Here is a 23,528-nt window from a genome sequence, read left to right on the forward strand (position 1 = left end):
GATACCCGCGCGCATGGTCCGACACCTCCCGCTCCTGCTGATCATCGGAGTGCTCTGGAGCGCCTCCGCCCGGGCCGCGCCGCCGCCGGGCTTTGGCGAACATCCCGAGGCGCTGCGCGTGAAGCTGGTGACGTTCGGTCCAGGGCAGGACGCCCACCAGCTCTTCGGACACAGCGCGCTGTGGATCGAGGACACGCGCCTGGGCGCCGATGTCCTCTACAGCTACGGGATGACGACGCAGGAGGGACAGGGCAGCCCGCTCCATTTCCTCGTGCGGCATCAGCCGTTCTGGTCCGCGCGCCTCCCGGTGGCGCACACGTTCGCCGGCTACCAGCGTCAGGACCGCTCCATCCATGTGCAGGAGCTGCGGCTCCCCTTGGAAGCGCGACGGCGGCTGCTGGCCCGGCTGGAGCGGGACGTGCGCCCCGAGCACCGCCTCTACGCGTACCACCCCACCGACAACAACTGCGCGACGCGCGTGCGGGACGCCCTGGACGAGGCACTGGCAGGGGCACTCCGGAGTGCTTCCAGTCTCCCCGCGCGCTTCACCTGGCGCGAACACCTGCGGCAGCACGTGCGACACCACCCGGTCCTGGGCCTGCTGCTGTTGACGTGGGTGAACGCCGTCATGGACATGCCCAGGACGCGCTGGGAGGAGGCCTACGTGCCCCGGGAGCTGGCGCGGATGCTGGACACCACCTCCGTGCCGGATGGACGGGGTGGCCACGTGGGCCTCGTAAGCCACCGCGCGGACGTCCACATCTCGCGCTCGCGCCCGTTGCCCGAAGGGGCTGACTCCGCCGCCCTCCCTCGCCTCTTCCTCCTGGGAGCGGCCGTCGCTCTCGGAGCCATCCTGCTCTCCGTCCTCCGTGAGCGCGGCACGACGGAGGGAGCCCGCCTTGCGTTCGGCCTGTACCAGGCCCTGTTCGGGCTGACGTCCGGCGCGGTGGGACTCCTGGGACTGCTGCTGACGTGCGTCTCCGAGCACGCCGCCCTGCGTGGAAACGCGAACCTGCTGCTGTTCAACCCGCTCGCGCTCGCGCTCGTCCCGTTGGGCGTTGGGGTGGCGTTCGGGAGCCGACGCGCGGAGCGGTGGACGCGCGCCTGCGTGGGAGGGCTCACGGGCTGCGCCCTGCTCGCGGTGGCACTGGAGCTGCTGCCCGCCTCCGCGCAGGACCTCCGGGAGCCGCTGGCGTTGATGCTCGTCGCCCACCTGGGCTTCGGGGTGGCCTGGGGACGCCCGTGGCACCGGGGCGCCAGGGCGGCTCCTCGGCTGGAGGCGCGGCCCCAGCGAGGCTGAGGACTCAGCCGCCAGACGGCAACAGCACGTCGACCCGTGCGCCGCCTCCCGGAGGGCTGGAGGCGAACAGGGAGCCGCCGCTCGCCTCGACCAGGCCTCCCACCAGGAGCATGCCCAGCCCCGAACCGTCGCGCTTCGTCGTGCCACCCCAGGGGCGCGCGCCCTCCAACACGCCCGCGCGGAAGCCGGGGCCGTCATCGCTCACGCGCAGCCGGATCAGCAGGGGGTTGCCATCCGGCTCCACGCTCACCCGGACCGTGCGGGCCCCGCGCTGGCCGTCGCCTTCGCAGGCGTTCACGAGCAGGTTGGTCACCACGTGGGACAGGCCCCGCTCCCCTCCGACGATGCGGGCACGCGGCGCCTGCCCGCGCGGCAGGTCGGGCGCCTCCGTCCCGACGACGATGTGGACGTGGGAGAAGCGCGACCGGACCACGTCCGCCGCGTGGCGCAGCGTGGCGCCAACGTCCACCAGCGCTGCTTCGTCGATCATCGCCAGCTCGCCCAGCGTGCGGGACTTCACGCTGGACACGAAGTCTCCCAGCTCGCGCAGGTCCTGCACGAGCCCCTGGGCGTAGCGCGAGCACGCGGCGTTGCCGGGGTCCCGCACGAGCAGGTCCGCGCGAAGGCGCGCCGAGGACAGCAGCGTCCTCACGTCATGGTGCTCCCGCAGCAGCAGGTCCAGGTGCCGGCGGGTCCTCTCGACGCGGGCGCTCTCGCATCCCGCCTTGAGCACCATCCGCCGGGCGACGTCGCAGGCCATGGAGGCCACCGCCCCCACGCTGCCGATGAAGATGAAGAGCAGCGCCACCTCCGACGCGCCGTAGGTGGCGAAGCGGGCGTTGAGGTGGAGATCCAACGCGACGAGTCCCCCCGTCAGCAGGAGGTTGGCGGCGGTGCCCGCCCAGGCGGCCCGGGGGGACAGTCGCAGCGCGGTGATGAACACGACCGCGATGGCGGCGGCGGGGTCCGGCATGCGCAACAGCCCCGTGTAGTGGGGGCCGTGCCACACCAGCGTGGACAGCAGCGAGGCATGGGCGAGCACCGCGTCCAGCACCGCGGAGGCGACCAGCAACCCGGGGCCGAACAGGCGCCGCCGGGCCGCCCGCATCGCGACCGCGGACAGCGCGATGCTGAAGCACAGCACGGGCAGTTGCACCAGCGCGGCCGGCACGCCGCCCTCCGCGTGGATGCCGCCCAGCAGCAGGAAGCGCGTCAGCACCAGCCCGCAGAACACCATGCGCACCGCGCTCACCAACGCCTCTCCGTCGTTGGAGGCGTCGGACAGCACCCGGTGGGCAATCTGTTCCGGCGTGGCCGGCGGAGGCTGTTCAGACATAGGTGGTAGGTTTCAAGGGGTGGGACGGGTGCGACATCTCTTGCTGGTGGAGGATTCGGAGCGGCTGGCCACGGTGCTGGAGGACGCGCTGCGCCCCCACGCCGAGCACATCACCCATGTGACGACGCTCGCCGCGGCCCGACAGGTGCTGAAGGAGCGGCCTCCGGACGCCGTGCTGCTGGACGTCAGCCTTCCGGACGGCACCAGCGACACGCTGCTGGAGGACCTCCAGGCGGTGGAGCCCCTGCCGCACGTCATCGCCATCAGCGGCAACGCCACCGCCGAACAGGCCTTCCGGCTGGCGTCGGGAGGGGTGCGGGCCTTCCTCCCCAAGCCCCTGGACCTGGCCCTGCTGGAGGAGGTGTGGACGCGGACGCTGTCGCGGCCTCCGGACCTGGTGCACGCGCTCAGGGCGAGCGCCGGACAGGTGCCGCTGCACCAACTGGAGGGCGTCGTCCGCGACACGCTGGTGGACGAAGCCCTGGCGAAGTCCGAGGGCAGCGTGCGCGGCGCGGCGAAGCTGCTGCGCATCTCGCGGCAGCTGCTCCAGCACATCCTCAACGCCCGGAAGTGATGTCACGAGGCCCGGCATCAGCCTGTCTCCCTTCCGCCTGCTCCGGAGCCGCTCCCGGTACGCGGCAGGCCACGCGTAACCCTTCAAGGGCCGTACCAACCAACCCCGGACGACGCGGCGGCAACACTTGCCTGGGACGACATGGGCGCGAGGCAGGGAGTCACCCCGCCTTCGTGGACTGGCAGGCAACAGCAGCGCGCTCCCCGTGGACGGGGAGGCAACAAGGCGTGGCCTACTTCCCGGAAGGGCGGAGGCGCTCCAGCCGCGCCTTCTCCAGCTTCGCGGCGACGCCCACGCTGCGCCCCGCGAGGTTCGCGACGACGTATTGCACGGAGCTGCCCAGCACCTGCGCGCTCTCCGACAGGGTGAGGCCGTACTCCTGCTCCAGCCACTGCGTGAGCCCTTGCGTCGCGGAGCGCAGCGCGTCGTCCAGGGAGCCGCCCTGGCCCAGCGCCATCAGGTGCGTGGGGGACTCCACCCGGGGCGTCATGGGCGGCGGCTTGCCGTGCACGACGTCCACGGTGAACTCGACGTCCATGGACGTCTCCAGCGCGTACTGCGACGTCTCACCGTCGCCCTGCGCGGCGTGCGCGTCCCCCAGGTAGAGCAGCGCGCCGGGCTGGGACACGGGCAGGAAGACGGTGTTGCCCTCCACCACCTCGTTGAAGTCCATGTTGCCGCCGGCACGGCCCGTGTCGCCGGTGGACGCGGACGCGGATCCGAACCCTGGCGCCACCGCCAGTCCGCCCAGCATGGGGCGCAGGGGAACGGTGAAGTGCTTCAGGCGCTCCGTCGGCGTCTCCGGGCTCGCGACGCCGCGCTCCAGGTCCAGCTTCCAGCGCACGGGCCTGCCCAGGCCCGTCGCCTTCGCGGCCAGGCCCGGCGTGAGGGCCCGCCCCACGATGCTGTCCAGGCTGTCCGCGAACGTCCGGTTCAACCGCAGGCGCTTGAGCCGGATGACCAGGGTGTCCCCCGGGTTCGCCGTGGCGATGAAGAAGGGCCCTGTCTGCGGATTGCCGAAGAGCGCGCGCGTGACGCCCTGCTCGTCCATGCCGCCAGAGTCGAGCGTCGTGGTGCGCACGGTGTCTCCGGGCCAGACCGTGAGGACCGGCGCGCGGTGGGCGGAGAACTCGTTGGACCAGGTGGTGGGCTTGAACGTGTGCACGCGCGGGGGCCCGGCCGGGCGCCGCGGCAGCAACCGCGCCGTGAAGGCGTGCGGCAGCCGCGTCTTCGGGTTGTTGCTGTCGGGATAGTCCGCGGTGCCGCGGAGCGCGTCCCCTGTCACCTTGCCGCTGAAGACATACGTCTGCTTGCGCGAGTCCGTGACGACGAAGCGCAGGTCGTTGCCCACGCGCTCCCCTTCCAGCGCGTCGCCGTCCAGCTCCCCGGTGAGGCGCTTCCCGGAGCGCTCGAGCGTGAGCGTCTGGTACGCGGGGTTGCCCCACAGGTCGGTCGTCACCAGCCAGGACTCGGGGGCGGCGAACACGGCCGTCGGCAGGCAGCAGAGGAGCAGGACGAACGGTCGGAGCATGTGCGAAGGCACTGTAGCCCGCGCGCTCAGCGCAGCCGCTGTCCAAAGGCGCGAAGCCGGTCGCGGGCCTTCAGCAGCTTCTGCCTGGGGATGGAGAACACCGCGCGCACGCGCTCCGGGTCGCCGCACCACGCGCCGCCGTTGAGCACCACGTGGGTGTGCTCGTAGACGATGCGGGGCAGGTTCTCCGGCGTGAGCTTCACCCCGTCCACGGTGCGGCCCAGCCAGGCCGTCATGGGTGGCGCGAGGAAGAGGCCTCCCGCCTCGGTGGACTCCGCGCGGCCGTCGTCGGGCAGCGCCTCGGCCAGCAGCGCGCGCTTCTCCGCCAGGTCGCGCCGCATCCTCGCCAGGAAGGCCCGGAGCGCCTTGTGGCGCGCCGGATAGAGCAGCTGTCCGTCCGGGCCTCGCGCATGGGCCGCGTACAGGTACGCCGCCGCGCGCGCGGTGGGCGCGTGCAGCACGCCCGGGGCGCTGTCGCGCAGCGCCGCCACCAGGGCCCGGTCCTTCGTCGCGAGCCAGCCCACGCGCAGGCCCCCGGCCGCGAACTCCTTGGACAGCCCGCCCAGGAGCACCGTGTGCGCGCCGATGCCGGGCACCGCGCCCTCCAGCGTCACCGGGCTGTGCACCGTCTCCGCCGTGGGGTTGGTGAGGTTCACCAGCCCGAAGATTTCATCCGACACCCACAGGCAGCGCTGCTCCACCACGTACGTCGCCAGCGCCATCAGCTCCTCGTGGGAGAGGTAGTGGCCCGTGGGGTTCGCCGGCTGGGACAGCACCACCGCGTCCGGCGCCCCGCCGCGCGCGCGGCGCGACAGCAGCGTGGAGAGCGGGCCTGAGTCCACCTCGCAGCCCGCCGCGAGGAACGTGGGCGCCAGCACGCCGTAGCAGGGCGTGACGAGGAACACGCGCGGCACCCGCCCCAGCCGCTTGAGCAGCGCCACGCCCAGGTGGTGCATGAGGGGCCAGACGCCGGGGGCCACGACCACCTCCTCCGCGGCGTAGCGGGCGCCTCGCGTCTCCAGCAGGAAGGCGGCCACCGACTCCGCCAGGCCCGTCTGCGCGGCGTCCGCGCGCGGGGCGACGCCGGCCGCGATGAGGCCTTCAATCAGCGGCAGCGGCAGCGGGCCTTCGTTCTCGCCGTAGTCCAGGCGCACGAGCTCCGGGTCGTCCTCGCGGAAGAAGCGGGGGGCGAACGCGGGCAGCGTGGAGAGCCGGGCGATGCGCTGCGCGCGGGGCAGCGGCACTTCGGGCGCGCGGGGCGGCGTGGGCGGCTCGGGCTCCGCGAAGGCCATCCGGAAGGCGAGCAGTTCGGAGAAGGTGCGCTCGTAGAACCACTCCGCGAAGACGCTGATGCGCGAGTACGTCACCTCCGCGGCCACCTCCAGGTCGGCGCGAAGCGGCTCGGGCACGGGCAGCAGCAGCGTCAGCTCCAGGTCCGGCCACACCGCGTTCTTGATGAGCCCGTACAGGATGACCAGGTTGGGCGCCTGCGGCGTCCGGGCCAGGAACTCGAAGAGCGTGCGCGGCTCCACCTCCCCGGTGATGTTGAAGAAGGCGCTCTCGTCCAGCACCACCCAGATGCCGCGCCGCGCGGCCTCCGCCACGATGTCGCGCAGCACCGCGAGGTTCGTGCGCTCCCCCGGCTCCACCGTCAGGAGCACGGCCTTCACGTCGAAGGCGGTGAGCAGGCGGCGGATCTCCCCCAGCGCGTTGTGCGTCACCGCGGCGCGCACGCCCGCCTTCTCCAGGGCCCGGGCGTAGAGCGGGTGCAGGCTGCGCGACACCAGCACCGTGTCGCCGGGGTCGCAGGTGGCGAGCAGCAGCGAATAGACGGCCTGCTCGCGCTCGGGGGCGACGAACAGGGAGTCCTCCGACAGGCGCAGGCCGAAGTGGCGGTCCAGGTAGCGGGCCACCAGCCGGCGGAAGGACGCGTCCCCGGCCTCGTGCGCGTAGGGCAGGTGTGGCGACTGTGACAGCCGCTCCGCGAGCGCCGTGACGAAGCCCAGTTGTTCGGCGGACGCGGTGCCCAGGTCCAGCTCCTCCTGGAGCGCCGCGATGCCCAGGGAGCGCAGGGCGGCGCGCAGGGCCAGCGTTTCACGGGGCAGCGACAGGTTCGCTTCCCACACGGCCACCTCGTGCCAGATGGGGTGGCCCGCCTGGAGCCAGCCGAGCGCGGTCGCGGCGCGCAGCGGCTCCGGGCTGTGGGCCTCCATGAAGAACTCGAACTCGCGCCCGGTGCGCTGCTCCAGGGACACCAGGGGACGGATGTCCGTGTCCGCCGCCTGCATCACGCGGCGGGCCACGCGCACGCGGGTGGTGAAGCCGCGCCGGGTGAACATGCGCGCGATGATGGCGCGGCCCGGGCGGCCCGCGAGGTTCAGCAGCAACCGTCCGCCGGCGTGGAGTCGCTCCGGGGCCTCGTCCAGCAGCCGCGCGATGAGGCCCAGGCCGAAGTGGTCCTCGTAGACGTTCTGGAGCGAGGTGTAGTTGGACAGGTCCAGCAGGGCCTGCTCATCCGCCTGCGCCAGCTCCGCCGGCAGCTCGTCGCCGCGCAGCACCTGGGGGATGCACCCGACGATGAAGTCCCAGTCGGGCTTCTGGGGCAGGCCGCGCAAGAGGTCGCTCTCCCCGAAGGACAGCCGCGACACCAGGTGTTCGTCGCCATTGAGCCACGCGTTGCAGAGGCCCACGGCGGGAGCCTGCGGGTTGAGGTCCAGGCCCCGGATGCGCGCGAGGCCGGTGAACTTCGCCAGCGCGATGCAGATCCACCCGGAGCCCGCGCCCACCTCCACCAGGTGCTTGCCGGCGTACTCGTCCAGCGGGACCTTCAGCAGACCTTCCAGGAAGGTGAAGGCCCAGGCCTCGGGCGCGAAGATGGACGGCGGGATGAACAGCTCCAGCCGCTCCTGCGACGCGCCCACCGCGACCACCACCGACGCGAGGCGCAGCGGCGCGCCCTCCGGCTTGTCGCGCGACAGCTCCGCCAGCTCGCGCAGCTCCACCAGCGCGCGGGAGCGCTGCTCCGGTTGGCTCAGCGCCTCGGCGAGCGAGCGAAGCTGGAGGAAGGCTTCACGGGGAGACGCGGGATAGGTGGCCATGGCGCGCACGACTGTCCGGGCCCGGGTGTCCCCTGTCAACGACAGCGAACCGACGCGCCTCGTCATCGCGGGGGCGCCGCACGAAGCCCGACACCTTCCGTGCGATGGCGGCCCTGTCCCCTGCCTGAGCCGGTGGATGGAGCGCGCGGATCCGCGTCATGCGGCCAGTCTCAACCCTCCACATTGCGACAGTCGGCGCGCGGGTGCGCGCGACTCCCGGAGCGGGTGGTTATTTTCGCGCCCCTCTTCCTCCCCTGGAGCCCACGCGCATGAAGTTCAACCCCTACGACGCCTTGCCGAAGGTGCCCTCCTTCACCGTCACCAGCACCGACGTGCGCGACGGCGAGACGCTGGCCACCGCGCAGCTCAGCGGCATCTTCGGCGCGGGCGGCAAGGACGTGTCACCGCAGCTGTCCTGGAGCGGCTTCCCGGAAGGCACGAAGAGCTTCGTCGTCACCGTCTACGACCCGGATGCGCCCACCGCGAGCGGCTTCTGGCACTGGGCCGTGGTCAACCTGCCCCGCGCCACCACCAGCCTGCCCACCGACGCGGGCTCCGAGGACGGCAAGAAGCTGCCCCCTGGCGCCTTCCAGCTCCGCAACGACGGCGGCGTCGCGCGCTACATCGGCGCCGCGCCTCCGCCGGGCCATGGCGCGCACCGCTACTTCATCGTCGTGCACGCCGTGGACGTGGAGTCGCTCGACGTGCCGAAGGACGCCTCGCCCGGCCTGCTGGGCTTCAACCTCTTCAGCCACACGCTCGCGCGCGCCACGCTCGTCGGCACCTACGGGCGCTGAAGCCCCTCTGCGCCCACGTCGGGGGCCTCAGCCCTCCGACGTGGCCGTGGGGAAGAAGAGTTCGACCAAGCCCGGCTTGGAGCGCCGCAGCAGGTCCTCCAGCGTGTACTTGTCCAGCGTGGCCAGGAACGCGTCGAGGGCCTCCTTCATTGGAAAGCCGCATCGCAGCACTTTGCGCAGAAAAGCCTTTACGAATTGGCAATCGCGGACCCTACGTAACGTTTGTGCGAACGTTCTTGAAGTAAAGGCGTTTCCAGCGCGATGACAAACCATCCGACTGGAGGTGCGTCGGCGTTTGGTTCTATCCAATGAGCGCGCGCAACGACTATCTTCATTCACAGCTCAATACTACTGGACACAGCGAGAAGGAGTCAGGCCCGCCGTCTGCGCACCCACGCTAGAACTTGCTTGCGGAGGACGTCACTTCTCTCTCGCTTGATGCCCGTAGCGCTATCAAGATAGTCCGTGGCCACGGACTGCTTCAGCACAACCTGAGGCGCTACATGAAGAAGGAACGACGGAATATTTTTTACATCAGGCCCCACAATCTCAAGTCGCCGGTCAGCACTAAACTCCAACCATCCACGAATAACCATATTCACATGCTCATCACCGAATCCGTAGCCAATACAGACTAGCGAACCCACGCAGTTAATATGGGACTTGAAATACTCAAGGAGGCGCATCGGCAGCACCTGCGTATGCCGCCTGTCAAACTTAAAAGCACCCGACAATATGGAACGCCGCAAAAACTGAAGCTCACCCTGGTCGTCTGCATATGTGATTTCATTTATCACCTTTGCCGGCCGCTCAGGAACTACGGGGTCGACATAGATCAAATCCTCATTGGCGGAGCGGAGCGCTTGCATTATGCCCTCCACGCTCGACTCCATGGGAAGCAATCTCAACAAGTCCCCCCCGTCTCTAAACGTAAAAACATCTAGTGCCCCATGAATCTTCAACAAATTAATCCCTGGGAATCCATTTCGGGTAAATGGCATGCCCTTCTTTTCAAGCTGTTCAGATGAAATCACTTCAGCCCGCAGCTCCCCTGTCTTCCTGCCAGACTTATCACGCCGAGGCAGGGTCACGATCTCTGGGCCGAAACCACAATTTAGCGGGATGCCGTAGGATGCCGCGAGACATTCAATGACAAGATCGTGATTAAGTGAGAAAATCCACAACGGATTATTGCTCGCGGCAAGGCGAGCAATCCCCTCGAAATATCGAAGGTTTCGCTGAATATTCGAGGCTTGATTAACATGCTGAAGATACAACAGGTGATAGATAATTTCGACAAGCCAAGAATAGAGCCCATGATATTCTTGCTTATGATTCTTAGGCGTAGCATGTCGCCTAAACTGGGTTTCCAAGTATCCAAGAATGCTTTCATAATGCAAATTAGACTGGACGAGGATGCGCACCAGATCGTCAATAACGACATCTGAGTACCCCCCACCTTGGGCTCGCCAAGAACTGTTGAGAGCACGAAGGTTTTCCGGCGTAAGCCAATTCTTCAACCTTGCAGTAAGCCCCCAGACAAGTGGCATGCCAATTTCATATGAGGCGCCCGCACCCAAGAAGAGACCTGTCAGCATCGCACTCATGCTCACCACCACTCCAAGCTAAAGCTTGATTCATCCAAAGGGCGCGGTTCTCCATGCCCCGCGAGGCGCGACTATAGACTTAGTGTCTCTTCAACACCAAGTCAAGTTCCCCCTTGGCTCCGTCGGCTGGCCCCCGGTGCACAAGACTTCGGTCAAGCCTGCGCCTGAGTGCTCTTCAGCATGAGGTGGCGTCATCGGAGAGCCCTGGCAGGCCGCTCATTGTCCGTCCCTCAAATCTCCGACCAAGGGAAGGACCAAGTCCATGGTGTCAGGCGCGTGCTCTTCGTCCGGCAACCGTCGGCTACGCCGGTTGGCGATGGTCCGAGCGCCGAACTCGAAGGTAGTCGTGAGGGTGGAAATCAGAGGGTTAACAGAGGGGCTCTGCTTGACGGAACTCAGCAGAAGGCAGCGGCGGGCAGGCTCGGCCCTTCGTGGGACGGTAAATCGCCGATACACGAGTGAGAGCGCGTCTACACACGCCGCAACATGTCGGCGAAGTATTCTTCGGGGTTGACGTCGCTGGCCGCATAGATGCCGTCAGCGGTTAAGGACCGGCAAGATTTCTCCTGATCCTCGTGTCCCAGAAAAGAACCGGGCCGGGGCGCGCACTGCTACTTCATCGTCGTGCACGCCGTGAACGTGGAGGCGCTGAAGCCCCTCTGCGCCCACGTCGGGGGCCTCAGCCCTCCGACGTGGCCGCGGGGAAGAAGAGTTCGACCAGGCCCGGCTTGGAGCGCCGCAGCAGGTCCTCCAGCGTGTACTTGTCCAGCGTGGCCAGGAACGCGTCGCGGGCCTCCGCCAGCACGCCCTTGAGGCCGCAGGCCGGCGCGATGGGACAGGTGTTGCGCTCCCGGTCGAAGCACTCCACAAGGTGGAAGTCCGGCTCGGCCGCGCGCACCACCTTGCCCAGGCGGATGTCCCCCGGGGCCTTCGCCAGCAGCACACCGCCGGAGCGCCCCGGCCGCACCTCCACCCAGCCCTGCTGTCCCAGGGTCTGCACCACGCGCACCAGGTGGTGCTTGGAGATGCGGTAGGCGTCCGCCATCTCCTGGGTGGACGACGGCGTGTCGGAGCGCGCGGCCAGGTACATGAGGACGCGCAGCGCGTAGTCGGCGTGAAGGGTCAGGTGCAAGGTCAGGCGGCTCCAGCGACACGCCCTGCTGGCGACGCGCTCGGCAGGAAGGCATCCGCGTGGATGTCCTTCAGCGAGAACCCCGCCAGGAAGAGCTTCTTGCGCAGGGATAGCACCCCTTCGGCGTTGCCGCAGAGGAACGCTCGCCAGCCGGTGGGCCGCTTCGGGAGGCGGGCGAGCACGAGCGCCTCCAGCGTTCCTTCCTGGATGTCCCCACCGCCACCGGCCAGCACGCTCGGCCAGTAGTGGACGTTCGGGTGCCAGGCGGCCCACTCACGCAGTCGGTCCACGAGGTACAGGCCCCCCGGGTCCCTCGCCCCATGGAGCAGGTGGATGGGCCCCGTGTGGCCGGCCTCCAGCGCGTCCCGGACAATCCCATACAGGGGCGCGAGCCCCGTGCCCGTGCCCGCCAGCAACAGGGGGGCCTCCGGCTGCCCGGGCACGTAGAAGCAGTCCCCCGCCGGGCCCTGGATCTCCACGCGTTCACCGGGCCGCACGTCCCGGGCGAGCCAGCCGCTCATGGCGCCCCCGGGGATGAGCCGCACATGAAGCTCCAGGGTGCCTTCGCGGGGCAGGCTCGCCAGGGAGTAGCTGCGCGCGAGCCCGTCCGCGCGCACCAGGGAGACGTACTGTCCCGCGCGGTAGTCGAGCGGCGTCGCCGTCTCCAGGCGCACCGACAGCACGTCCGGCGACAGCGACTCCAACGCGACGATGCTCGCGGGGATGCGCAGCTCGCGGACCCCGGCCACCTCCAGCGCGGCGTCCGCCGGCAGCTTGCAGGCGCACGCGAGGAAGTAGTTGCGGGCCCGGAGCGTGTCCTTGAGTCCGACCTGCGAGGCCGGGGGCACGGAGCCCTCCACGGCCCGCATCAGGCAGGACTGGCAGGCCCCCGCCCGGCACGAATGGGGCACGTTCACGCCCTGCCGGAGGAGCCCGTCCAGCACCGTCTCCTCGGGCTCCAGCGGGTACCACGCGGCTTCGTGTTTCACCTTCGCCATGACGTGCCCCCTTTCCGGCTTCAGCGGTTCAGCACGTCCGCGCGAGCGCCTTCCGCGACCGCCATCACCTTCCCCACCAGTTCCGCGGGCACGCCCAGCTCCTCCAGCGTCTCCTTGAGGTGCCCCGCCACGGCGTTGAAGTGCATGTCATTCAAGCCGCGCTGGACCAGCGGCCGGTGGCCCTCCCGCATGTCCTTGCCGGTGTAGTTCGCGGGGCCACCGCACACCATCGTCAGGAAGGCCTTCTGCTTCGCGGCCTGGCGCTCCATGTCCACGGTCTCGAAGAAGTGGCTGATGCGCTCGTCGCCCAGCACCTTCCGGTAGAAGAGCTCCACCGCCGCCGCCATCGCCGGCTCTCCACCGATCTGCTCGTACACGCTCGACATGCCGCCGCTCCCCGGCCTGAAACCAGGCCCGTTAAAGATGCATTCAGAATGCATCTTAAAGCCCCGGCCCGTCAATCCTCCGGAAGTAGAGGGGCTTTTCGCAGTGAGTCGCCCGGATGCAGCGCGGAGGGCACCTACGCCGCGCCGCTCACCGGCTGGGGCAGTTGGAGCGTGGGCGCCACGATGCGCGCCAGTTGCGGCATCCGCCCGTGCTTGCACTCCACCAGGAAGCCGTGGAGCAGCTCCGCGGACAGGCCGTGCAGCATCAAGCGGAAGCCCGCGCGCATCGTCGTCAGCGGCACCATGGGGTGGCAGTGGTTCACCAGCGCCACCAGCCCGGGCGCCTGGAGCAGCGTCGCGACGTAGATGGCGAGGGTCTCATCCAACTGCAACGAATTGCTCGCGCGCCAGAAGTCCCGGTCCGTGAGGATCAACTGGTACACCGGCGTGAAGATCTCGATGGCGGACTGGAAGTCCAGGAAGTTCGTCCACCCGTTCGGCATCGTCTGGATGGAGATGGGCCCGAACTTCCCAAGGCTGGTGATGAACACGTCGTGGGCCATGGCTCACACGACAAGCGGGGCCCGGAGGCGCCACAGGCGAGGGCGCACGGACAGTGTCCGTACGCCTCGCGGCCCCGGGGGAATCAGGCGTCGGTCCCTGGGAGGCGCTTCACCCGCGAAGGGCTGACGTCCGGACGTCCGGTGGTGAACGCCAGGGTGGCTGGAAGCCAGGGCTCCAGGGGCGCCGCGCATCGTTCCGCGGGGCGGGACGAGCATCCAGGAGGAACCATGCCCATGTTGTTCCCGTCCATTTGCAAAGGGGGAACGGCATGGGCTTGGAAGCAATCCTGTTGTGGGCGGTCATCGGCCTCATCGCGGGGTGGCTCGCGTCCGCGGTGGTGGGTGGCGGTTACGGCGTGGTGGGCGACATCGTGGTGGGCGTGGTCGGCGCGTTCCTGGGCGGCTTCATCTTCCGGGCGCTCGGCACGAGTGCTCCGTTCGGTGGCATCGCGGGCACCATCTTCGTGGCGTTCATCGGAGCGGTGGTGTTGCTGTTGATCCTGAGGGCCATCCGCTCGGCCACGGTCCGAAAAGCCTGACCGCGGAGCGCTGAAGCACGACGGCTCCCTCCTGTACGAAGAGGGAGCCGTTCCTATTTTGCGAGCGTGTTTTTGCGCACTGCCTTCCGTGAGGAAGAAGCAGGGCCCGACCGGTACGTGCTCACCAGTCCGACCCTTGTACATCGAGGCATCCGTGGACAGGCGTGATCCTCCTGACCGTCACGGGCACTGGTAGGGACTGCCGGGGGTCTGCTGGCACTGGCACGAGCCGTACGAACAGACTTCATTCTGGTTCGGATTGCACTGGATGCCGCAACCGCCACAATTGTAGCTGTCGAACAAGAGATCGGTGCAGGAGCCATTGCACCGTTGCTGTCCTGCTGAACATCCGCTACCGCCACTGCAGACGCCGCCCGAGCAGGACTGGCCCGCCGGACAGGACATCGAGGTTCCGGAACAGCCGCCTCCACCAGTGCAAACGTCTCCCGTCGTACAGGCATTGCCGTCATCGCAAGTACGGCCGGCCGGATTCCGGGTACAGCCAGCTGATTGGTAGTACGACACGTCCCTGCACATCCCCCACTCGCACAGCCGCTCTGTGACGGAGCGGGTCATTGTCCCGGTCGTGGCGCAATCATTCGACTCGTTTCGGCAGATATCCCAGGGGTAGTAGTTGGTATCGCCACAGCGAATCCCCGTCGTGCTCCGCGAGCATCCTTCCGTCTCCCGGTATGTGGACTGATTGCAGGATCCACTGGAACAGATGCCTCGGTGGACGGTGCGGCCTCGGGCGCCAGTTTCACCGCAGACACCGCCATAGAAGCTACAACTGCCCCATGCTTCCGTGCTGTTCGTCCCGCAGGCCTTGCCCTCGGTGCTGCGGTAGCAATCCTCCGTCTCCGTGTACGACGATTGATGGCAGGTCCCCGCCGAGCAGACACCACCTGAAACCGTGCGGCTCCGGCTGCCCTCCTCACCGCAGGTCCCCGAATAGCTGCACGAGCTCCAGTTTCCCGAACTGGATGAACCGCAGGTATTGCCCTCCGTGCTCCGTCCGCACGTTCGGGACTCCGTAGTCGAGGAGGGTTGGCAGGCTCCATTGAAGCATGCCTGGGCTGTGACCGTCCGGGACTCCGTTCCCGACTCACCGCATGTGCCGGAGAAGCCGCCACATGCCCCCCAGCTCCCTTCGCTGCTGGAGCCACAGGTCGTGCCATTGGCTACCGCTCCATCACCCGGACACTGCGCACTGCTGCCCGTGCAGTATTCAGCCGCGTCACAAACGCCGGAGGCGCCCCGACACTGCGTCGTCGCGGGTTTGAAGCTCCAGGCCGTCTTCGATTGGGTCGGGTCGCATACCTGGCAGGCCCCTGCGGGGTTGGTCGTTCCGGATGCGTGGAGCGCCCCGTCGATCCAGCAGCCCTGGGCACATTGTGCCGCACCCGTGCAGACACCTTCCGCGCCACAGCTGGTTCCCGCCTCCATCGTCGGATGCAGACAGGTCCCCGAAGCATCACACACATCCGTCGTACAGGGATTGCCATCGTCCGTGCAGGCCGAACCCGCAGGCTGTTTCGCGTCCGGAGGACACTCGCCATTGGCTCCCGTGCAGACTTCCACGACATCACACGGGCCCGTGGCCGCGCGGCATGCCGCCCCCTGCTGCCGGGGAACATACGCGCACTCCCCCGTCGCGGGTAGACACGCACCCGCATTCTCAAGACACACACCGGGCGGCGTGTCGCACGTCTTCATCGTTCCGCTTCCGCAGGCCGTGTCGGCGCCGCATGTCTCGCCGCGAGTGCAGGCATTGCCGTCGTCGCACATCGTTCCCACCGGCTTGGGCGCGTAGGAGCACGCCCCCTGAGCACAGGTGCCCACCGCCACATGACACTGGTCCGGAGGGCTGTCGCATGCCTTGGGCGCTCCCCCACAGGAATCCGGCCCCGTCCCATCGCAGACATCCGCGAGGGTGCAGGCGTCACCGTCGTCACAGAAAGTCCCCTGGGAAACAACGGAGCAGACGCCTTCACTGCCAACCATGTTGCACGCCTCGCACCGCCCCTCACAGGCCGAATCGCAGCAGACGCCATCCGCGCATGCACCGCTGTAGCAGTCGAGGTCGGTGGCGCACGTCTCCCCATTCTCCACCTTCTGCCCCCACTGCGCCTTCACCGGTCTGTCAGGCACCTCCACGGATTGGACGCACCCGCCGTTGGAGCAAGTCTGCCCCTCGGGACATGCCACTCCAATACAAGCTTCGTCGACACAACCTCCGTCCTGACAGGCCTCTCCTGCGACACAACCCGCGTCGCAGGAGTCCTCGGGAACATCCGCGGCACATTGAGCCAGGAAGAAGGCGAAGACACACAATACGGCGGTGCCTGTCAGGGCACGAAGGGAGCGGATACGAGACATGGGGGCTCGAAGGGGAAGGGGTATTCGGGGGGCCAGGGGAAAGGAGCTCAGGGCGCGAAGACGCCCGTCACGAGCATCGCGTGCGCTTCTGGCCAGGCGGACCGGAACGGGTGCCCCTGGAAGTCGGCGTTGCCATTGGCCCGGGCCTCAAGGATGGCGAAGTAGCGCCTTCCTTCCACCAGCACCCCTGGAGGAAAGCGGATGTCCGTGCGTGCCGTGTAGAACTGCGCCACCGGGTCGGCGACCTGCGCGGTCCGGCCCTGGGCATCCACGAAGATTTCATAGACGCGGATCCGATAGTGCGTGGCCGTTCCCACGGCGGGCTGCATCCAGGCAAGACGCGGCATCAGGCCCACACCCGCCAGCGTCCCGAAGGCGTCCTGACCGTTGAGCGTTGGCGTGCGTGCGGGGCTTAGGTGGGGTACCAGGGCCGTGGCCGAGAAGGCCGGCAGTGCGTCCACGTATCCCACAGACGGACGGATGCTCAGCGCCCGCGCCGCGCCGCCCGGCAGCGTGTGCTGCACGAGGTAGGACGTCTCCACCATGCCCGCCTGGACGAAGTCAGGATGGGGATTGCCGTAGGTGAAGGAAAAGATCCGGTCCCGCCCACCCGCAGGTGGCTGGAAGGTCACGAGGTCCGGCGCCGCCGCGTAGCTGCCCCGCGTTCCGTCCGGGAACGCCGCGACGTACAGTGAGTGACTGACCGCCGCCTGGGCGCCGGGGTTCACCGCGGTGCGCAGAGACTCGAACGCCTGGGCGCGCACATCCACCATCAGTGCCTGATCTTGGGGCAGCACCGACATCATCCCCGACATGCTCGCGGTGGCACCTTGCGCAATGGCCAGCGGCGCGCTGTAGGCCCGGCTGGCGGCGCTGTAGGTGAAGGGCTCGGCAGGAAGCGAGCCGTCCGTCTTTCGCGAGAGCTGGTGGAACGTTGCCACGTCACCCGATGCAGCGTCGACGAGGTGCGCGTTGCGCATCTGCCAGTATTTCAAGGGCTGCGCCCACTGATGGGCCCCCACCACGGGCGACGTACCCGTCGGCCCCAGTGCCGACACGCTGGACGTCCAGAGCCCCGTTCCCTGCGAGAAGACCTCGATGGAATCGCCCGACTTCCATGGCGCCAAGCCCTGGAAATCCACGGCGAGGAACGTGCTGGTATTCGCGGGAATCGCATCCGGACGCCCCTGTCCATCGCGTCCCAGGTCCGGGGCCCGTGAGGACGTCACGACGTAGTCCGTGCCCAGCCGCAGGTAGTACAGCCCCGAGGGGACGCCCTCGATGGAGAACGTTCCGTCCACCGCACCAGTCCCAGAAAAGGTCATGAAGGTGCCGTTCGGCTGCTCCACCAGCGCCTGGATGACGGAGCTTCCCAGGTCCGAGCCCTGGGTCGCCATCGCATTGCCCGTGGTCAGGTAGTGGTTCAGTGACGCGCCCTGGATGGCGAGTGGATGGATCGTGAACGCCTGGCTCACCGCCGAGGGCAACCCTGGTACCGACGCCACCAACGTGTAGCCCACACCCGAAGCATTGAGGCTCAGGTCCGCGAACGTGGCGATGCCCGACACAGGTGCCACTTCCACCGTGCCCGACAGCGTGGCCCCACCAGGGTTCGCCCCCACCTCCAACCGAACCGGTCCGGAAGGAGCCAGGGACGTACGCCCCAGGCTGTCCATCAACACCACCTGCACCGCGGGCGCCAGGGTCTGCGTCGCGAGCCGATCCGTGGGCTGCGTGAGGAAGCCCAGCGTCGTGGCGCATGCCGGGCCGTTCCACGTCAGGGAAAAGGCCTGGAGGGCTTCCAATCCTTCCGCGTCCGTCACTCGCACGCGCACCACCGGCGTCGACCGCGCGTCCACGCAGGCGGGCGCCGTCCATGCGACTTCGCTGCCGTCACCGAGGGGGACGGGCACGGCCAGGCTCCCCACCGGCGCCTCCCACGCGAAGCTCAGCGCCGTGCCCTCCGGATCCACAGCACGGACGTTGAAGCGCACGGTGTTGCCAGGGCCAACGGTCCGGGCCGTCTGGAACGCGCTGGTGATGCGCGGCGCGACATTGGGGGACACTGGCGCGCCCACGCAGACCCCCAGGTGGCCCAGGCCCTCGCCGCCCCGACCGTCCGTCACACGCACGGTGAGCTGGCAGTTGTCGCAGGTATTCTGGGCGGGCAACTCTGTCGGGGTGAAGTGCGCGCTCGCGGAGCCCTCGTCCGTCCAGGTGCCCGCGCAGCTCGCGGTCCAGGCGTAGTGGAGGGATGCCTGGACGTCATCGTTGTCCGTCGCGTGGACACTCACGCCAATGGACTGGCCCGGGACAACCTGCGTTGGGAAGCCAGACAGGGCGATTACTTCCGGCCAGGAGTTGAAGCGTACGAATACCTCCGCTTCCCCCACGCCCGTGCCTTCCACCTGGATGGGAAAGCTCACGGAAGTCGAGGCCCCCAGTTGATCCGCCACCATGAGCGTCAGCGTCTGGACGCCCTCCGTCAGAGGCGCGGTCCAGCGGGACCCCAGCGCAGTGGGCGTGTTGAAGCTGCCCGCCGTAGCGGTCCAGGAGAACGTGAGCACATCGCCGGTGTTCGGGTCGCGCGCGGTGGCCTGCACGTCGACAAAACCGCCCACCTCGACTGACGAGCGCGACACGACAAGCGCGGTGATGAGCGGACCGGCGTTCTCGAATGCGGGAGAGGGGTCCACCTGCTGGAGCAGGATGTTCACCTGGACCGTTTGATTCGCGGTGATGGTGACCTCCGTGGCTTCTCCTTGATAGATGAGGCGCGCGTTTGAGTCATACGCGAAGGCCCGGAAGCGACGCCCGGTGCCCGCGCGCAGTTGGCTCAGCAAGCCCGTCCACACCGACCCATCCGCAGCGAGCTGGACGGTGGTCTCCGGGAGATCCACGGCATCCACCGTCAGGTCCACTCGCTGGACATCAGACGCCGTCACGGATTGCTGCACGGCGACGACGAAGCGGGCGGAGCCAGCATTCTCGGGAGGAACGAGCGCGGGTGCGACTTCCCGCTGACAGCCCGCGAGAGTGAGCACTGCGGACACGACAATCAGGAACCGTCCCCATACGGGGGGCGGAGCCCGGAAAGGCATTTGAGCTGACATGGATGGGTGGGGGGGCGAAGGGAAGACCCGCAGGACCCTGGAGCGCGCGGGGAACGCTACCGCTCACCACACTGCGGGTAGCGGTCTTTAATTCGTAGCATCCAATCGCAGATGTGCAAATTTTGACCAAGCATAGAAGCCAACCTTGGAAGTGGGTCTGCCATGACATTCGGACTCACTACAAACCCCAGGGTGAGGCACTACCCGGGAAGTTCCAGGTCACGTCCTTCTGCGTCGAAGACACCGACTCGCGGTTGTTCAACGTGGCATTCCAGGAGGCGCTGACACCAGACACAGGGTCACTCACGCCTGCCTTCAGGGGGCATGGCGAGACGGAGGCCGTTACTCGCGCGTCCAAGACACCGGACGGGACGTCCACGTCGTCTTCGGAAGGACGGCCGAGGGAGCTCATGGGCCGAGTGAAAGAGCGTCGATGGCAGGTGGCAGCCCTTTCATCTCACCGCTGCGCCCTGCCCCCAGGGCAGCGACGAGCCCCTTGAAGCCGTGACGCAGCGCCTCGCCTTCTCGCCTGACGCCTCCTTTGCACAGGTCCCCGTCCTCCTCCTCCACGGAAGGAGTCCGGGCTTGTTTCGGAGCGCACCAGCCTGATGACACCAGTCATCAGGGCCCAAGGGCTGTCATCAGGGCGCGGGTTGTCACGGCCTTCCCAGCAGCCCAGGCGCCCAAGCCCTCATGAGTAATCCCAGGGGTTTGGCGCACCGGAGGACTTGGTGGAGCGCTGGCATGCCTCCTGCTCTAGTCCCCCACATCAGCCGATACGGTCGGCGCCCCCCGCCGACCCCGCTTCTTTCTTTCGAGGAACACCGCCATGGCGATCTCTCCCCTCTCCAAGTCGTCCGTTCCCAGCCCCGCCCTCTCCCGCACCCCGGCCACCGGGCAGGTCGCCCCGCTCCAGCAGGTCGCGACGGACGCGATGAAGAGCGGCGCGCTGGAGAAGGGCCTCGGGCTGCGGGGCCAGATGCAGCAGGACGGCTTCGACTCGCTGGACGGCGCGGGCAAGGGCGGCGGGATGGAGAAGCTGGGGAAGATGCTCGCGATGCTGGGAGAGCTGTCGAAGCTCCTGGGCGCCGAAGGCCTTGGTGGCGCGCAGGGCGCCAGCGGCGGGAACACGGGCGTCGTCGGGCCGAACAACGTCGGCAACACGGGCGTCGTCGGGCCGAATGGCGCCGCGATGGGCCTGGGCGCGCAAGGCGACTCCTTCGACGGCGGCGTGCCGGACCTGGGCGGCGAGAGCGCGGCCTTCGGCGGAGAGCCCGCCGTCGCGGGCGCCCAGGGCGCTTCGCAGTCCCAGGGCGGGGTGACGGGCAAGAACACCATGACCCTGCACAACGACGGCACCACGCCGATGAAGGTGAACTTCACCCCCAACGCGGGCGAGAAGGCCGTGGACGCCGTCACCCTCAAGCCCGGTGAGAGCAGGACGGTGCAGTTCCCGGACGGCTGGTCCGGCAACTTCCGCACCGACGCTGGCGACGGCAAGAACGCGACGCTCGGTGAAGTGAAGTTCGACGGCGGGCACGGGAAGACCTACTACGACGTCAGCTACATCGAGGGTCACAACGCCGCCATGACGATGCAGCCGCAGAGCGGCGGTCGCCTGTCGGGCACCACCGAGAACCTGCTGGCCTCCGCCCCGGACTCCGTGAAGGCCAAGGGTGCGGACGGGCAGGCGTACGGCATCAAGAAGAGCACCACCTCCAACGTGCAGGATCCGGAGGTGGTAGACTTCTTCCGCAAGCACGTCGGCGCGGATCAGGGCTACGTCATCCCCACCGACGACGCGAGCACGCTGGGCAGCAGCGACAGCAACCTCGTCGTCCACCTGAAGAACCTGGCCTGAGTCCCTCTCCCCCTAGAGGCACCGTCCCATGAGCGTCCGCCTTCCTCCCAACCTCCCCCGGCCGGGCGTGCCCGCGCGAGGCCTGCGGGAGGAAGGACCGGGCGAGAAGGCGAAGCCCGGAGAGGGCAAGGCCTCCGGCAAGGCCTCCGCGAAGGGCGGCCTCGTCAAGGGTGGCTCCGCGAAGGGCACCTCCGCGAAGGGCGGCGCCCAGGAGTCCGCGGGCCAGGAGGGCACGGCCGCCCGGTCCGCGGAAGCCGAACGCGGTGGCGGCGACGCCGCGAAGGGCTCCCAGCAGAAGGACGGGATGGCGCCCAGCACCCAGCGCGGCGCCGCCGCCGCCGGGTTCGCGGGCCTGGTGGAGAAGCCAGCCATCCCCGAACCCACGCTCGCGCCCCAGCCGCAGGCCCAGCCCCAGGCGCCGGCCCCGCAGGTGGACGTCGCCCCGCTCCAGGCGCGCCAGCTGCCCACCCCTTCGTCCGGGGCCTCGCGGGAGCGCACCGCCACGGACGGACAGGGCGCGAACGCCGCGAAGGAGGCCGCGGAGGGCCGCGCGAAGCTGCGCCTGGCGCTGATCAACCGGCTGTTCCGCGGGCTGTCCGAAGTGGTGATGAAGCTCACGAACTTCCTCGCCAACCCCGGCCGCCAGGGCGTCGTCACCCTGCCCGTGGTCCTGAGCGAAAGCTCCGTCGCCCACGAGTGGTGGAAGTCCGCGAACGCGGTCCCCGAGGACCGGCAGTACCTGGCCCTGGCGCTGGGCGAGCCCCCCGTCACGGACGACGCCGCGCTGCTCCAGGCGCTGCGGCGCGAGGTGAATGAAGCCTTCACGGAGTTCCTGCGCAGCCCGCAGGGCGTCGACGTGCGCAAGCAATACGACGCGGTGCTCCAGAAGTACGAGGCCGCCCGCATCCAGCCCGTCATCGCCGGCCACGACACCGGCCCGCTGCTGGAGGAGTGCGCGCGGCTGGGCCAGACGTACGGGCGGGAGTTCACCCGCTCCCTGCTCCTGTCCCCGTGGATGCTGGCCATCAGCCAGAGCCCGGACGAGGGCTCCCACACGCAGGTGATGGTCGCCGGACTGACGCTGGCCCAGTTGGGGGCGCTGGTGGGCCACCTGCGGCGCCTCAACCCGCTGCTCAGCAACGCCCAGCTGCGCACCCTGCTGCTGCGCGCGTCCACGGACATGAAGCTGTCGCTGCGCAAGGCCCTGGGCCAGCAGGAGGTGGAGCAGGTGCAGGAGCTTGCGCGCCAGCTCCTGCGGCTGCGCGCCGTGGAGCACCTGGTCGTCTGAGCGACACGATGTGGCTGGCGTCGAACCCACCTTCCGGCAGGGCGACGCGCAGCGGACCGTGGGAGGCGGACGTCCTTATGAGGATTCGCGGCCGAAGCGGGACATGGCGCGAGAGCCGCCGCCCTCTTCGTTGGCGAGCGACGCCACCTTCGAGTTGCTCTCCGCCGCGACCTGCTCCTCGGAGGCGCCGTTGGCGCCCTCGACGATGACCATGCCGCCCGTCTTGTGCTCGCGCAGGCTGGTGTCCACGGCGTCCGACAGCGTGTCGGCGTCCATCTTGACGCTCTTGCCCGTGCCCGGGTCCTTCACCTTGTAGCGGCCCTGGTCGTCCTTGCCCTCCACGGTGACCCAGTGCGCCTGGCCCTTCTCGCCGGCCTGCGCCCGGGGGTCCACCTTGGAGGAGTCCACCAGCACCGCCGCCTTGCCGTCGCGGCTGAGCGCGTCGTCCAGGAGGCCCTTGTCGAGCTTGGAGGCCGACTCCGTCACCTTGACGCCCTGGCTGGCCAGCATGTTGGACAGCTCGATGGGCGTCGTGCCGTCGCCGTCGGTGAAGCGCGAGTCCAGCGCGTCCATCTTCTCCGTGTCCGACGCGGCCTGCGTCTTGCCGGTGCCCTTCTCATTGCCCAGCATCACCGCCACCGCGGCGCCGCAGTTCTGCTCCTTCGTCTGCTGGACCACCGACGCGTCGTCTTCCCAGTCGCCAATCTGCGGCGCCGCCTCCTGGGGAGCGCAGGCCTGGCCCACGCGCAGCGCGTCCGCCTCCGGGGAGGCCCCCGCGCCCGACGCGAAGCGGTTCGCCCAGCCCTGCAGCATCCGGATGGCGTCCTCGGCCGCGAAGGCGTCCGAGGCGTGCTCCGTCTGGACCGCGGTGGGCGCGGACTCGACCGAGGTGACGACCTTCGCCAGGGGCAGCGCCGCCTGCTGCGCGGCCGGCTCCGGCTTCTGGGACGTCGGCGTCAGCTCCGCACGCGGTGCGACGGGACGCTGGAGGTTCGGGGGGAGGGTCACGCTCAAGGGGAGGTCTCC

The 23,528-nt window shown here is 68.7% G+C and carries 17 protein-coding genes; 6 read left to right on the plus strand and 11 right to left on the minus strand.

Translation table 11 applies throughout. The features are described 5' to 3' along the window. The first annotated feature begins 13 nt into the window (after nucleotides 1-13). Entirely contained in the window at nucleotides 14-1,300 is a 1,287-nt protein-coding gene (locus tag OV207_RS18195; RefSeq protein WP_267556421.1) for a DUF4105 domain-containing protein, read from the plus strand. A 4-nt stretch (nucleotides 1,301-1,304) separates the two neighbouring features. On the opposite strand, the gene OV207_RS18200 is transcribed toward OV207_RS18195, so the two are convergent. After that, nucleotides 1,305-2,636, minus strand: coding sequence for an ATP-binding protein (locus tag OV207_RS18200; RefSeq protein ID WP_267556422.1), 1,332 nt, complete (start codon nucleotides 2,634-2,636; stop codon nucleotides 1,305-1,307). Nucleotides 2,637-2,664: 28 nt separating this feature from the next. On the opposite strand from OV207_RS18200, the gene OV207_RS18205 reads away from it, so the two are divergent. Beyond that, entirely contained in the window at nucleotides 2,665-3,210 is a 546-nt protein-coding gene (locus OV207_RS18205; RefSeq protein WP_267556423.1) for a response regulator, read from the plus strand. Between the two features lie 232 nt (nucleotides 3,211-3,442). Here OV207_RS18205 and OV207_RS18210 read toward each other — a convergent pair whose 3' ends face one another. Next, entirely contained in the window at nucleotides 3,443-4,741 is a 1,299-nt protein-coding gene (locus OV207_RS18210; protein ID WP_267556424.1) for an acetamidase/formamidase family protein, read from the minus strand. A 26-nt stretch (nucleotides 4,742-4,767) separates the two neighbouring features. Beyond that, entirely contained in the window at nucleotides 4,768-7,839 is a 3,072-nt protein-coding gene (locus OV207_RS18215; RefSeq protein ID WP_267556425.1) for an aminotransferase class I/II-fold pyridoxal phosphate-dependent enzyme, read from the minus strand. A gap of 269 nt (nucleotides 7,840-8,108) precedes the next feature. Here OV207_RS18215 and OV207_RS18220 point away from each other — a divergent pair, with 269 nt between their 5' ends. Further along, nucleotides 8,109-8,636 (plus strand): YbhB/YbcL family Raf kinase inhibitor-like protein, encoded by a 528-nt coding sequence (locus OV207_RS18220; RefSeq protein ID WP_267556426.1) that lies wholly within the window; start codon nucleotides 8,109-8,111, stop codon nucleotides 8,634-8,636. Between the two features lie 27 nt (nucleotides 8,637-8,663). Here the strand turns inward: OV207_RS18220 and OV207_RS18225 are convergent, their stop codons facing one another. From OV207_RS18225 to OV207_RS18250, 6 genes are all read right to left on the minus strand, one after another. Continuing rightward, nucleotides 8,664-8,786 carry a hypothetical protein gene (locus OV207_RS18225; RefSeq protein WP_267556427.1) on the minus strand — a complete coding sequence of 41 codons (123 nt, stop codon included), beginning with the start codon at nucleotides 8,784-8,786 and terminating at the stop codon, nucleotides 8,664-8,666. A gap of 221 nt (nucleotides 8,787-9,007) precedes the next feature. Continuing rightward, the gene (locus OV207_RS18230) at nucleotides 9,008-10,243 is read right to left on the minus strand and encodes a hypothetical protein (protein ID WP_267556428.1); all 1,236 of its coding nucleotides are present in this window, start codon (nucleotides 10,241-10,243) and stop codon (nucleotides 9,008-9,010) included. A 679-nt stretch (nucleotides 10,244-10,922) separates the two neighbouring features. Then, nucleotides 10,923-11,375 (minus strand): RrF2 family transcriptional regulator, encoded by a 453-nt coding sequence (locus OV207_RS18235; RefSeq protein WP_193347575.1) that lies wholly within the window; start codon nucleotides 11,373-11,375, stop codon nucleotides 10,923-10,925. A 2-nt stretch (nucleotides 11,376-11,377) separates the two neighbouring features. Next, a complete protein-coding gene (locus OV207_RS18240; protein WP_267556429.1) occupies nucleotides 11,378-12,373 on the minus strand; it encodes a 2Fe-2S iron-sulfur cluster-binding protein in 996 nt (331 codons plus the stop codon). Nucleotides 12,374-12,393: 20 nt separating this feature from the next. After that, complete coding sequence (locus OV207_RS18245) at nucleotides 12,394-12,759, minus strand: group I truncated hemoglobin (RefSeq protein ID WP_193347573.1); 366 nt, start codon at nucleotides 12,757-12,759, stop codon at nucleotides 12,394-12,396. A 134-nt stretch (nucleotides 12,760-12,893) separates the two neighbouring features. Next, nucleotides 12,894-13,322 carry a DUF6999 family protein gene (locus tag OV207_RS18250; protein WP_267556430.1) on the minus strand — a complete coding sequence of 143 codons (429 nt, stop codon included), beginning with the start codon at nucleotides 13,320-13,322 and terminating at the stop codon, nucleotides 12,894-12,896. Between the two features lie 269 nt (nucleotides 13,323-13,591). Here OV207_RS18250 and OV207_RS18255 point away from each other — a divergent pair, with 269 nt between their 5' ends. Beyond that, a complete protein-coding gene (locus tag OV207_RS18255; protein ID WP_267556431.1) occupies nucleotides 13,592-13,861 on the plus strand; it encodes a GlsB/YeaQ/YmgE family stress response membrane protein in 270 nt (89 codons plus the stop codon). 2,426 nt (nucleotides 13,862-16,287) lie between these two features. Here the strand turns inward: OV207_RS18255 and OV207_RS18260 are convergent. Then, nucleotides 16,288-19,185, minus strand: coding sequence for a hypothetical protein (locus OV207_RS18260; RefSeq protein ID WP_267556432.1), 2,898 nt, complete (start codon nucleotides 19,183-19,185; stop codon nucleotides 16,288-16,290). Between the two features lie 997 nt (nucleotides 19,186-20,182). Here OV207_RS18260 and OV207_RS18265 point away from each other — a divergent pair. Beyond that, entirely contained in the window at nucleotides 20,183-21,214 is a 1,032-nt protein-coding gene (locus OV207_RS18265) for a hypothetical protein (protein ID WP_267556433.1), read from the plus strand. Nucleotides 21,215-21,242: 28 nt separating this feature from the next. Then, on the plus strand, nucleotides 21,243-22,502 hold the full coding sequence (locus OV207_RS18270) for a hypothetical protein (protein WP_267556434.1): 1,260 nt from the start codon (nucleotides 21,243-21,245) through the stop codon (nucleotides 22,500-22,502). Between the two features lie 75 nt (nucleotides 22,503-22,577). Here OV207_RS18270 and OV207_RS18275 read toward each other — a convergent pair whose 3' ends face one another. After that, nucleotides 22,578-23,516, minus strand: coding sequence for a hypothetical protein (locus OV207_RS18275; protein WP_267556435.1), 939 nt, complete (start codon nucleotides 23,514-23,516; stop codon nucleotides 22,578-22,580). Between the last annotated feature and the right edge of the window lie 12 nt (nucleotides 23,517-23,528).

It is taken from the genome of Corallococcus sp. BB11-1 (genome assembly GCF_026626625.1).
Classification (GTDB): Bacteria; Myxococcota; Myxococcia; order Myxococcales; family Myxococcaceae; genus Corallococcus; species Corallococcus soli.

What these genes read in the sequence shown, in the direction of transcription:
- OV207_RS18195 (WP_267556421.1), top strand. Translation starts at nt 14, where the DNA reads ATGGTCCGACACCTCCCGCTCCTGCTGATCATCGGAGTGCTCTGGAGC.
- OV207_RS18200 (WP_267556422.1), bottom strand. Translation starts at nt 2,636, where the DNA reads ATGTCTGAACAGCCTCCGCCGGCCACGCCGGAACAGATTGCCCACCGG.
- OV207_RS18210 (WP_267556424.1), bottom strand. Translation starts at nt 4,741, where the DNA reads ATGCTCCGACCGTTCGTCCTGCTCCTCTGCTGCCTGCCGACGGCCGTG.
- OV207_RS18215 (WP_267556425.1), bottom strand. Translation starts at nt 7,839, where the DNA reads ATGGCCACCTATCCCGCGTCTCCCCGTGAAGCCTTCCTCCAGCTTCGC.
- OV207_RS18220 (WP_267556426.1), top strand. Translation starts at nt 8,109, where the DNA reads ATGAAGTTCAACCCCTACGACGCCTTGCCGAAGGTGCCCTCCTTCACC.
- OV207_RS18225 (WP_267556427.1), bottom strand. Translation starts at nt 8,786, where the DNA reads ATGAAGGAGGCCCTCGACGCGTTCCTGGCCACGCTGGACAAGTACACG.
- OV207_RS18230 (WP_267556428.1), bottom strand. Translation starts at nt 10,243, where the DNA reads ATGAGTGCGATGCTGACAGGTCTCTTCTTGGGTGCGGGCGCCTCATAT.
- OV207_RS18240 (WP_267556429.1), bottom strand. Translation starts at nt 12,373, where the DNA reads ATGGCGAAGGTGAAACACGAAGCCGCGTGGTACCCGCTGGAGCCCGAG.
- OV207_RS18245 (WP_193347573.1), bottom strand. Translation starts at nt 12,759, where the DNA reads ATGTCGAGCGTGTACGAGCAGATCGGTGGAGAGCCGGCGATGGCGGCG.
- OV207_RS18250 (WP_267556430.1), bottom strand. Translation starts at nt 13,322, where the DNA reads ATGGCCCACGACGTGTTCATCACCAGCCTTGGGAAGTTCGGGCCCATC.
- OV207_RS18255 (WP_267556431.1), top strand. Translation starts at nt 13,592, where the DNA reads ATGGGCTTGGAAGCAATCCTGTTGTGGGCGGTCATCGGCCTCATCGCG.
- OV207_RS18265 (WP_267556433.1), top strand. Translation starts at nt 20,183, where the DNA reads ATGGCGATCTCTCCCCTCTCCAAGTCGTCCGTTCCCAGCCCCGCCCTC.
- OV207_RS18270 (WP_267556434.1), top strand. Translation starts at nt 21,243, where the DNA reads ATGAGCGTCCGCCTTCCTCCCAACCTCCCCCGGCCGGGCGTGCCCGCG.